Below are 11,499 nucleotides of genomic sequence, written 5' to 3'. Positions count from 1 at the left end.
CTTATTCAAGGGCGAAGTGTGGATTGTAAATGATCCCCAATGCATTTCCCCATGGGTCTTTGACGGCACCAACCATGATCTCGCCTCCTACGTTGTGAGGTTTTTCGTAGTCGACGGCGCCGGCAGACAGAAGTTTGTTATATATGCTTTGAACATCTTCTACTCCCCAGTAGGTAAGTACATTTCCCGTTTTTTCTACATCATCCGCCTCATCGGCAATCAGACCTAGTTCGTAACCGGCAATGTTAAATCCCACATAGAAAGTGTCGTTAAAGTAAGGTGCTGTTTCAAATATTTCTGCGTACCAGGCAGTCGCTTTAGGAAGGTCGCTTACGCGATATATGGTTGTTCTTAGTCCTTGAAATGTTTTTGCCATGATCCGGATTTAAATTAAAACTTTCTTTTTCCTTTTGCTTACAAAGGTGGAAAACTCAAAAATGTTCTACCTATAAGATAGTTTAAGAAATTACGTTGGCAGATGCCTGATGTGTCCTTATTTGAGAGCTATTTTTCTTCGTATTGTGCTCAGAAATTCAGGTGTCACACCGATATAAGAGGCGATTTGTACATTGGAAACACGGTGGGCTAACTCCGGGTATTTTTCCAGGAAGTATAAATACCGCTCTTCTGCAGTGGAGCTGATTGTTTGTAACACTCGTTTTTGCTGTTCTATGAAGGTGTTTTCAATAATGATCCTGAAATTCCTGTCAAAAACAGGAAAGTTATCATACAGGTAAAACAAATTATTTCTTGGGATCTGCCGGATATCTGAAGCCTCCAGCGCTTCAATGCATAATTCACTTGGCTCCTCCCCATAGAAACTTCCGTAATCAGCTATCCAATGGTTTTCAGTAGCAAACTGAAGATTATGCTGGTTGCCACCGTCATCTACTTTATACATTTTGAAGCACCCCCTGACCACAAAGGTGAAATGATCACATGCTTCACCAGCCCTTAAAATATATTCTTTTCTCTTTATTGCTTTGCTAACTACGCAATCCTCAAGGGCTGTAATGGCTTGTTCATCCAATGGCCAATACGCTGCAAAGCTTGCTGTCAGTTCATTTAATTGCATACCTGAACGTTCATTCTATTTTGATAAACTCATTTTTATGGGCTGACCGGCCAGGCTGATCTATACTTTTATTTGATCAAATCGTAGATGTGGTATCGCTAAACATGATGATATTCATACCTGTTGCCAAGCCGGGTTGCCTATTCAACAAAGATCATACATTTGGCTATGCTCAGACCCATGAGTTGAAACTAGATTTTGCTCTTAAGCGCACCATCTTTATTGAATAAAATTAACAATATTTTAATATGAATTAATCATAATTAATGTTATAGAAATTTGTGTATTGAAATTGAATTAATAATTCATATATTATTGATTATCAATGTATTGTAGATTGCAAAGTGATTAAAATCGCGAAATATTACACCCATAGGTTAATCACTTTTGATCCGCTGTATTTATAAAAAGAGACAGGTTAATTTATAGGAGAAAAAGATCCAAAGCTCCCTAAAAAACCGGGTCGTACAACCAACAATCTCTAACAATGAAAATTATGAAAAATTCACTCACGTTTTTTTTACTATGTATGCTATACCTGGGCCAGTTTTCCTGTACGGAAGAAAATGCCACCGGTGTAGATGATATCACCCCTGTAGCCCCGGACTTACTTACGTTTCATTCGATCAGTGACTTTGAAGCTTATATGGCAGCGTTGGATCTGACAATAGATGCATCCGTCGCCGATGAATACGGGATTATGGCCACCGTGCTCAACAAAGACCATATGGTGAAAATTGGAGACCATTTAATAAAGGTTGATCTGACATCTGAGACAGTTTTAGCCTCAAATGAAATGTATAATAACCTGTATGAAGATCTGGTTACCGGTAAAGCATATTAAAAAGTTCAGTATTTATGATGACGTATTGGCCTTGTTAAGTGAAAATTCCGATATTAACAACGCACGAACAACGGCATACTGCCCTCCGGCAAATTATGCTACGGATACGGATTCTAACTCCAGTTTTACACCTGGCCCCGGGCTTCAGACTATCGATGCAATAGCCGAGTATAAGTCTTTTGGAATATATCACACACTGTACGTTAAATGTACAACGACCGGTTATTCAGCGGGCCCCTATTTTGAGTCCTGGGACATTACTGCTTCGTCCACCAGTTGTACCAGTGTGTATAGTTTTGTAGGTGATTATGAAGAGGGTGATGCGGATTATGAAGGCTCTTTTTACCTGCTGGCGTATAATAGCACCGCGCCACTTGGCGGCTTTCATTTGTTTGCGGCCTTTTCTTCCGGGGCAGGCAATGTAAGCGTTACCATAGAATCTTAATTTGATCAACCTGACCTGCTTCTTTTTTTAAACTAAACAACCAGGTTCAGGCAATACCTGCACGCTTAAATGTTGTAGGTATTTTTTATTTTTTCAATGACTATATTGATTCTTGCATCAGTTGTTAGATCCCCTTCTATTTCTATCGTTTCACAGGTAAGTAATTTGATCCAGTTTTTATGTTGAGTGATACTTCTCCCATTAAACGATGTGTCATCATATTTCGCTGCCCATGCTATGAATGCTTCATATTTGTTTTTGATTTCGATATCACTTTTTAGTTTTTCGCTATACCTTTTCTTTTCTCTATTTCTTAACCTTTCCATCCTGATTTTATGAGGTAACCTTAGTAACACTCCTAAATCAAACGCACTATTCCAGTATTCACTCCATGTCACTAAAGAGCCGCTCACTATTACATTTTCAGTGACTTCAAAATCTCTTTTCAAATTTTCATTCCTCACCTCTTTCGGCTGCTTATTTTGGAAAGGGATGTCTGTTTTTGCCCAGTAATAATCATCAGCGTCCAAATGGACCCAACCCAATCGTTGCGATAAAGACCTGGCTAAGGTAGTAGTTCCCGAACCCGATGCGCCAAATATTGTTATCTTCATTTTTTCTTTGTGAAATTCTTGATGTTACACTTACATATTACGTATTCCAAATAGGTCTTAGAGGTTTGGCCTTAACCTCCGGAGCGCATTTAGCAGTTCGTAATGCATTCCAAACTATATTTTGCATCGAGTGTATAGTATTTTCCACGCGGGTTTTTGATGAATTTTTTAATGTTAATTTGAACTGAAAACGAGACTTTTCAAAGCCTTGTTACACCTTATTTGCCATCAGAAGCATTTCAATTCCTGTTGGCGACTAAAAGTATGATATTGCGGAAATCAATCTGAATCGAGATCAGGATACTATGACGGCCGACTTAGCTGCAAGTATTGTAGATTTATAGCGACGAATGTATGAAGAGCTGTTTGGCAATGGAATAGTTCTTAGTGGAGGTGTCTGTTTGTCATTGAATTTTATTGGCTTTACCTATATGTTTTGCGGGTACTCCTGCTACGGTAGTATTTTCAGGCACATCATTTAGCACCACAGCTCCCGCTGCTATCACTGAGTTTTCACCAATCTTAATGTTACCGAGGATTGTTGCACCAGTTCCAATCACCACATTAGAGCCTATTTCGGGATGCCTGGCGCCATCGGACCTTCCAGTTCCACCCAGGGTGACGTTATGAAAAATAAACACATTATTTCCTATTTTACATGTTTCCCCAATCACCACTCCTATGCCATGATCTATTACTAACCCTGAACCAATATCAGCAGCCGGATGTATATCAACGCTATATACTTCGCTTACACGTTTGTGTATCCACCTGGCGGTAAAATCACTTTTCTCACTCCACAGCTCATGCGCAATCCTGAAAGCTTCCAAAGCCTGAAACCCGGTAAAGAAAAACAGTACTTCCACATAATATTTACATGCAAAGTCTCTTTCAAAGTAGGCAACGAGATCTTGTTCAATGATCTTTGATAAGGTTTTATTTTTGTAAAAAGCAGTCCTGAGCGAGGGGATGAGTTCATGTGCTTCAAACTGATCATCTGACAGTTTCCCGGCAAGGAGTTTTATAAGAGCGTCCTCTAAAGAACTACTATTTGAGATAAATTCTTTAGCTAGCTTTTGGCCTATGAAATCTGATACATCCGTTACTTCAGTCTTTATCTTTCCCCAAATACTACTCATCCAGTTCCAAATTCAATGAACTCAACTCTACCCGGTAAATATTCCCCAATCCATTTAAAGGAGAATTTAAATGCTTTTGAAAAGAGTTGTAAGTATAAGCGATATGAGGGGCATTGTAATCTCTGTTTATACGACTGGAAAAATAGAGTATCTTACCATCCGGAGATATTTTTGGTGAGAAGTCATACGTCGGAGTATTTACTATTGGGCCAATATTTTTAGCCTTACTCCAGGTGTCACCTTTCATTACCGCGTAATGAATATCATCATAACCCAGGTCTCCCGGCTTATGTTGGACCATCAAATAAAGCACCTTTCCATCAGGCGAAATTCCCACGTTCCCTTCGTGATACTGAGAGTTAACGGAATCATTAAGAAGTATAGGGTCCCCGTACTTTCCATCAATATATTCTGCATAATAAATATCCATGTCGCCATACCCATCAGGTCGGTTTGAGCAAAAGTATAAGTTCCCTTTCTGATCAACAGAGGGCGAAAACTCGTTGTAAGGTGTATTGATTTTTCCTTTCAATCGTTGAGGAGCAGCCCATTTGCTATCTACATTTCTTTTAGCGTACCAGAGATCATTGCTCGTGTTAATAACGTCTCCATTTATTGGCCGTCTGGAACTAAAGTAGAGTGTTTTACCATCAGGTGATAATGCCGGAGATCCATCGCTGTAACGCCCTGAGAAGCTTACGATCTCCGGCTCAGACCATTTATTTTCTTTTTTAGCAGAGTAGGCTATGGTACTGTAGCCGTGATCATTTGAATAAACAGCAAAATATATTTCATCTCCATTTGGTGTAATGCTGGCATGTCCTTCAAATGAACTTCTTGAAATAATGCCTGGGCCGACCATCTCCGGCGTATAGTCAAGAGCTATTTCCAGGTTTTCAGTGGTGTTTTGATCATGCAATGCGTCCGGCTGTTTAGGTCTGTCACAAGAAGCCAGAAAAAGCGTAATGATAGGGATAAGAGGTATATACTTCATTTTTTGTTTATTCCTTGCCTTACCATCAAATATATTGGTTCTTTTATAAGATACTAAAAATAAACAGATTCAGTTATTGGCAAACTGATATTAACCGTTTAAATACAGCCTGCGTCATATTACTTTAAAAAATCGGAGGCCATTCTTAGAATGGCCTCCCTGATAACATTCAACCTAAACCCATTTTGGAGGAAGTTATCAGTATTACTTTTACCGAATAATGATTTCCTCAGTACAGATAGTTAAACGACGGTGCATACCAACGGTTTGGTTTTCACCTATTTTTGTAGTTAAAGATAGTGATAGAACTACTTTAACACTATTTTGATAACACTTTTAGACAAACAAAGCCATCGGAAAATCCCGATGACTCTTTACGATGTCCGACAACCTGATCTCATCTGAATAGGTCGTTATGACATGAGTTTATTGTATAGTAATACTGAACGTAAGGTCTACATCAGGATCTCCAATGGAAGAATCGGAAGTAGCCGTTTTTAATCCGGGCTGATGTAATAATACTACTCTGAACTGTTGTGCATCCATGGGTGGTGTTTCTATAGTTTCCCAGGTGGTAGTCAAACCTACAGGAACATTATCCCGTGGAACTACTCCATCTTCATCCGGTTCGAATTGAAGGTCTGTTTCTTCATCGGCGTATAATACTGAACCTCCTTCATTCCCATATGGCCCTTGACTCTGGCCGTCATCAGCGTAGTTACCCAATCCGTTAGGATTCTCAAAGATCTGGCCTGTCCAGGCGAAGAAGAACTGATGCGCCGTAGCTTCTCCCTTTATTTCTTCTGTAATGTCTTCACCCTCCTCTTCATTTCTGACCTCAATAGTTAGTGTGTATATCACACCTGCCGCCAAATTGATAGGGTCAAGCTCAAAATCTCCGGGACCTTCTCCGTCATCATCTTTAGCTTCAACAACTATGGGTGTTCCGGTTCCTGCCGGTGTAAAGGTCAGCTTCACCAGATCAATGATTTCTTCTTCATTTTCGGCAGAAGGGGGGTCATCGTCACTACAGCTGAATAATGTAGCCAAACTCAGGAGGCTTAAAAGACTTAGGAAATAGTTAATGTGTTTCATGTTTGTTTAGATTAATGCAATATTGTTGCAAGTACAAGTATAAGAACAATACAATAGTGTTACAAGAAAAGTATGATTTAAATCAAGCATCAGAACGCATAGGAAAGGGTTAAGCCTACATTGATACCTGCATCGTCAGCAAAGTAACGAAGGCGATCGGTATAGTTTCTATAATTGACATTCAATAGATTATCAATACGTAGCAATGTATTGACAGGGCCAATGGTAGAACGCCATAAAAACCCTGCTAAAAAATACCCGTCAGGAGGGTCGATAAAATCAAAATCAGCGGCGTTTTCAGCAAAAATATTAATGTCATCGCTTTTTGCCTCCAGTAGCGTTCGGACAGAAATAGTTCTGGGTGCCTGAAACTGTTGAAATGTATACCCCAGATCCAGCGTAAACTCTGAGGATCGAAAAGGACCCAATTTCCTGGTATTAAATGAGATTCGGTAAGCAAGGTTGACTGGAGGTAATGCTACAAAATTGTCATTATTTTCTATATCTCGTGCCCATAAATAATTTCCGTTAAACTCAGATTTCCACTTACCACTATGTTTGATGGTGCTGCTTACATCCAATCCAAAAAATAGTGCATCAGCTTGATCAAATAGAAAGAAAGGAAAAGCACCACGTACCGTTTGCGTGATACCGCCGGGTCGCGAATAAATGTAATTATCAATATAGTTAACATAAGCGGTAACTTCCGCGTCAATGAATTTATTCTTCCACTGGTATGTGTTCACCCATTTAACACCAATTTCTGAAGGAACCGGACGTTCTTCTTCTGTAAGGATATCATCCGTTGTTACCAGATTTGCTTCGCTAATACTATAACGTAGCAACCCATAGTCAATGGAAGATTGGTGCCGGCCAAAACTGTATAGTTCTGAAACGTTGGGAGCTCTCCATGCTGTTCCTAGATTCGTTCTAAAACTTTTAGACTTGCTGAACTTCCATCGATAGCCTGTGGTAAATGAGGCATTTTGGTAGGTCAGCTCATTTTTGTATACACTGTTATCAGGTTCACGGCCTACTACAGAAAAGTTTTGATAGTCATAGCGTAAACCGACTTCTACCCAGTTGTTCCCTATAGGAAGTGATTCTATCAAATAAGCTCCTAACCGCAGGACATTATAGTTTGGAATAAAAGGCACTGTGTTAGTGCCAGGCTGGTTGTTATTATCTTGATAAATAGCTTGTACACCTATATTACCTTCCCACCTTTTGAAGTTGGCATGCTTCCAGTCTGCCTCCAGGATATGACTGATTAGTTCCAGGTCAATGCCCGGACGTTGGTTATTTGCCCCGCGGCGTACGTCAAACTCCTTCCGTTTATTCAATTGAAATGCGTACTGAACATCCAAAGACTGATGATCACCATTCCATTTGCCTTGCAATTTAAACAGGTCATGCTCTACGGTCTGTCTTGGATTATTGATATCATAGGAAAAAGGTCGTGTATTAGGAGGTATTTCGCTTTCGATGCTGTTCGCAAGATCCACTAAATTGCCGGAAACGGAAGCCCTGAGAATGCCCAGTTCCTGGTTAAAATGAGAATAGTAAACATTCAAATCTACATGAGGCCAATGATAACGTGCACCTGCAGCAGCGCTCCATTCTTTTTTCCCTGTATTGGTGAGTTGATAGTCAGGAGCGGATAAGTCACCTTGCTGTATCCAGGAAGCCTGACCAAAAAAAGCAGTCCGGTCAAAACCTTTATGTAACTCTACACTACCTTCACCTGATCTGCCATTGGTGTTTCCCGAAAGACTAACTTCTCCATTCCAGTCTTCATGTAACTCCAGGGGTGGCGCATCTATCAGTATCACGCCGCCCAATGCATCAGGCCCATAACGTACTGTGGCTGCGCCTTTCACCACACTGAGCTTATCCACCAGAGAAGGATCTATTTCAGGGGCATGTTCCGCACCCCAATTTTGGAATTCGTGGCGCACCCCATTGTTGATGATCAATACACGATTACTATGCAGTCCGTGGACTACGGGCTTCACTATGTTCTGCCCTGTTTTTAGCGTACTAACCCCGCTTAAAGTGGCCAGTGCATCTCCTAATGACTTGTTTTTTACTTCATCCAGTTTTTTTCCTTCCAGTGCTACCTCTGCCAGTGAGAGCAGACCGGCGCCTGTACTTTCCCCTTCTACAATAATACTTTCCAGTACTACTTCGTCAGCAGCCAACTGCACTTGCAGCCGCGGATGGTAAATGTCATGGTGATGCATAATACGCTTGTAGCCAATGTGAGATACCTCAATGTCTACCTCAGTCACACATAAACCCCTGATCTCAAAATGCCCTTCGGCATTAGATAATACTCCTTTGTCACTATCTATGATTTTTACAGTAGCAAAAGCGACAGCTTCTCCTGTTGTTGCATCCACAATTTCACCAGATACGGTACAAGTGCAGTTTTTGGCACAATTTTTAGCCTGACCATATGAGTTAGCATAACCCGTTAGAAGGCCCAGAGATAAAAGAAAGGGTAAAGACTTTAAAAGCATTATGCAACAAAGTTGCAAATATCCGATGATCCTTTTGTTATTATTTTATAAAAGGTAGCAGATTGACACACAATTGACAGATTACTATTCGTCAATGACGTCAGAAAATTTGAACTTCTGAATAATATAATACAAGAAATTAAAAGAAAGTGGCGATTCTGTGTCCTGTGGTGAAGACATCTCCTGGGTTTCTTCATTCACAACAGGCGCTTCCTTTGGTTTTTGTAGCGGAGGAGTATTTTTCTTGCCTGCAGCGGTTTTTGCGTTTTTACTGCTTTCTTTTATTGAAGCAGGGCGTGAAGTTTTGGTGTTGGATTTTTCCTTTACCACATAATGCTCATCAGGGCTCATAATCGCTGATTCATTCGCCTGGTCTTCATGTGCCTCATCTTCATAAAAATAGTCACCCTCCTGTCCATATACCTGAACAGGATTGAACATGACTAAAAATGCAAAGACAATATGTGCTAGAAACAGCTTCGAGTAATTCGATTTCATACAGCTCTCTTGAGAGGTACTAAATATACGAACTACTTATCAAATTGTTTCGATCACTGGTTCGCCATGTACTATAATTTACATATTTTAACAAAAATTTATACAATGACAGTAATAACCTGGAGTGATTTTGATAAGGTAGAACTGCGAATAGGTACTATCGTGAATGTAGAGGAGTTTCCTGAGGCAAGTCGGCCTGCCTATAAGGTGTCCGTAGATTTCGGAGGTGACCTGGGAATAAAAAAATCCAGTGCCCAGATTACCTATCACTATGCTAAGGAGGATTTGATGAACACGCAGGTCATATGTGTTGTTAATTTTCCGAAGAAGCAGATCGGTCCGTTCATGTCTGAGGTGCTGATCACGGGTTTTGCAGATGCCGATGGTCATATCGTTCTTGCACGGCCGGACGATAAAGGTGATGTTCCAAACGGAGCACGATTGATATAATGAACAAAACCTTCCATATAGAAGCTCTTGACCCGGGAATACTTACAGACATCTATCTGGCATTTCTCGATTCATTTTCCGATTATAGTGTTCCCTTTAAACTTACCAAAGAGCAATTTGTACAAAAGTTCGTTCAACGACTTAAAATTTCCTTCGAGTCTTCATGCGGTGTCTTTCATGAAGGAGGGGGTCTTGCTGCCTTCATATTCACCGCCATTAATAACTATAAAGGTGTCCTTACCGCTTATAATGGAGGTACAGGAGTACGTCCTAAATACCGTGGGCGGCGGCTGGTTGCAGCAATGTACGATCACCTTCTTCCCATTTTCCATACAAAAGGTATAGAACAAAGTGTCCTGGAGGTGCTTACCACAAACGATAAAGCCATCAGGGCATATGAGTCTGTGGGCTTTGAAAAATGTGATTTTTTCAAATGCTATAAGCTGATCAAACCGATCAGGAAAAAGAAGGTGGAAGGTGTCTCTTATATAGATGTGCCGAGACCATTATGGCAGACCTATGCCCCTTTTGCAGATCATGACCCCTCCTTCCTTGACTCCCGGGAAATGATAGAGCAAAATTTGCCAAATATCAATGTCATGGAAGCCAGAAAGGAAGAAGGTCAATGTATGGGCTATATCATTTATCAGCCTGCCTTTGGCCGGATCAACCAAATTGGGGTCGATCCAATGTTTCGTGGTAAAGGAATAGGGTCTAGCATGGTACAAAAAGTGCTACATACCAGTAGAAAGCATAATTTTACAGTACTTAATATATCTGAAAAGAATACAAGTCTGCATCACTTCTTTGAAAATCTTGGATTTCAAAACCAGCTCAACCAATATGAAATGGTGTTGAAATTATAACATACTCCATGATCAAAACTCATCTCACGCCGGACATTAGAGCGCTTGGTTAATCAAAATAATTTCTAACCGGCCCATGCAAGCTTTTCTCACTAACTTATTTTTAAAGGATTGAGGTTGATAAAAAAGTGCTTATGCCTTACCTTCATGAGATCAATATGAACTGAACGCTTTCCTGTACATTGTCCTAAACCAACTTATTCATGAAAAAACGATCTTTTATAAAAACACTGGCTACGTCTTCGCTGGCGGCAGGAGTGGCGCCATCTGTCATTATGTCGGCCTGTACTTCTAAATCCGGTAATGAGACGGAAGAAACAGCTGAACAAGATGTAGTATCAAATTTTGAAGAACTACTTCAATTGCCAGACCTGCCTTATGACTACAATGCGTTGGAAGCAACCATAGATGCTACTACGATGGAAATACATCATGGCAAACATCATCAGGGATATGTAAACAAATTAAAGGCTGCACTGGAAACTGCCAATAAGCCAATGAGCAGCTTTGAAGAACTTTTTGAAGACGGGAATTTGCCAGATGGTATTAGAAACAATGGTGGAGGTCACTACAATCATTCACTCTTTTGGCCAAGTTTGACCCCGGGAGGAAGCATGCCTTCTGCTGATTTCATTACTAAAATCGATCAGGATTTTGGTTCGGTAGATGAACTTAAAAGTGCTTTGATCAGTGGAGGTAAATCTGTATTTGGTTCAGGATGGGTATGGCTGATCAAGGATGGACAAGGGTCCATGAAGGTGACCACTACACCTAACCAGGACAATCCCTTAATGCCCTTTGCTGAAATGCAGGGTACCCCACTGCTGGGTATTGATGTATGGGAACATGCTTATTACCTGAACTATCAGAACAAACGTGGTGATTATCTCAATAATATCATGGATATCATTCACTGGCAAAAGGTGGAAGAACGATCAAAAGCCTGAAATAATAGAA

General features: G+C 40.4%; 13 protein-coding genes. 5 read left to right on the top strand and 8 right to left on the bottom strand.

The features are described from left to right. Position 1: 1 nt before the first annotated feature. Entirely contained in the window at positions 2 to 376 is a 375-nt protein-coding gene (locus FNH22_RS04975; protein WP_143397233.1) for a VOC family protein, read from the bottom strand. 117 nt (positions 377 to 493) lie between these two features. Next, a complete protein-coding gene (locus tag FNH22_RS04970; protein ID WP_143397232.1) occupies positions 494 to 1,075 on the bottom strand; it encodes a Crp/Fnr family transcriptional regulator in 582 nt (193 codons plus the stop codon). A 496-nt stretch (positions 1,076 to 1,571) separates the two neighbouring features. Here FNH22_RS04970 and FNH22_RS04965 point away from each other — a divergent pair, with 496 nt between their 5' ends. Together FNH22_RS04965 and FNH22_RS04960 are read left to right on the top strand one after the other, a co-directional pair. Further along, entirely contained in the window at positions 1,572 to 1,919 is a 348-nt protein-coding gene (locus tag FNH22_RS04965; protein WP_143397231.1) for a hypothetical protein, read from the top strand. Next, positions 1,888 to 2,364 (top strand): hypothetical protein, encoded by a 477-nt coding sequence (locus FNH22_RS04960; RefSeq protein ID WP_143397230.1) that lies wholly within the window; start codon positions 1,888 to 1,890, stop codon positions 2,362 to 2,364. Before FNH22_RS04965 ends, FNH22_RS04960 begins: the two co-directional genes overlap by 32 nt. Positions 2,365 to 2,429: 65 nt before the next feature. On the opposite strand, the gene FNH22_RS04955 is transcribed toward FNH22_RS04960, so the two are convergent. From FNH22_RS04955 to FNH22_RS04930, 6 genes are all read right to left on the bottom strand, one after another. Further along, positions 2,430 to 2,978 (bottom strand): AAA family ATPase, encoded by a 549-nt coding sequence (locus FNH22_RS04955; RefSeq protein WP_143397229.1) that lies wholly within the window; start codon positions 2,976 to 2,978, stop codon positions 2,430 to 2,432. A gap of 404 nt (positions 2,979 to 3,382) precedes the next feature. After that, positions 3,383 to 4,117, bottom strand: coding sequence for a serine O-acetyltransferase (gene cysE, locus FNH22_RS04950; protein ID WP_143397228.1), 735 nt, complete (start codon positions 4,115 to 4,117; stop codon positions 3,383 to 3,385). Beyond that, a complete protein-coding gene (locus tag FNH22_RS04945) occupies positions 4,110 to 5,111 on the bottom strand; it encodes a PD40 domain-containing protein (protein WP_143397227.1) in 1,002 nt (333 codons plus the stop codon). Before FNH22_RS04945 ends, cysE begins: the two co-directional genes overlap by 8 nt. Before the next feature lie 426 nt (positions 5,112 to 5,537). Beyond that, complete coding sequence (locus tag FNH22_RS04940) at positions 5,538 to 6,206, bottom strand: hypothetical protein (RefSeq protein WP_143397226.1); 669 nt, start codon at positions 6,204 to 6,206, stop codon at positions 5,538 to 5,540. Between the two features lie 89 nt (positions 6,207 to 6,295). Beyond that, complete coding sequence (locus tag FNH22_RS04935; protein ID WP_143397225.1) at positions 6,296 to 8,728, bottom strand: TonB-dependent receptor domain-containing protein; 2,433 nt, start codon at positions 8,726 to 8,728, stop codon at positions 6,296 to 6,298. An 84-nt stretch (positions 8,729 to 8,812) separates the two neighbouring features. Beyond that, a complete protein-coding gene (locus FNH22_RS04930; protein WP_143397224.1) occupies positions 8,813 to 9,226 on the bottom strand; it encodes a hypothetical protein in 414 nt (137 codons plus the stop codon). 105 nt (positions 9,227 to 9,331) lie between these two features. Between FNH22_RS04930 and FNH22_RS04925 the strand changes: the two genes are divergently transcribed. From FNH22_RS04925 to FNH22_RS04915, 3 genes are all read left to right on the top strand, one after another. Next, complete coding sequence (locus FNH22_RS04925; protein WP_143397223.1) at positions 9,332 to 9,676, top strand: tRNA-binding protein; 345 nt, start codon at positions 9,332 to 9,334, stop codon at positions 9,674 to 9,676. After that, complete coding sequence (locus FNH22_RS04920) at positions 9,676 to 10,542, top strand: N-acetyltransferase (RefSeq protein WP_143397222.1); 867 nt, start codon at positions 9,676 to 9,678, stop codon at positions 10,540 to 10,542. Before FNH22_RS04925 ends, FNH22_RS04920 begins: the two co-directional genes overlap by 1 nt. A gap of 203 nt (positions 10,543 to 10,745) precedes the next feature. Beyond that, on the top strand, positions 10,746 to 11,489 hold the full coding sequence (locus tag FNH22_RS04915; protein ID WP_255517988.1) for a superoxide dismutase: 744 nt from the start codon (positions 10,746 to 10,748) through the stop codon (positions 11,487 to 11,489). Positions 11,490 to 11,499 lie beyond the last annotated feature (10 nt).

Origin of the sequence: Fulvivirga sp. M361 (assembly GCF_007097395.1) — a bacterium.
In the GTDB taxonomy this organism is placed as follows: Bacteria; Bacteroidota; Bacteroidia; order Cytophagales; family Cyclobacteriaceae; genus Fulvivirga.
This window is presented reverse-complemented; position numbering and strand designations above follow the sequence as displayed.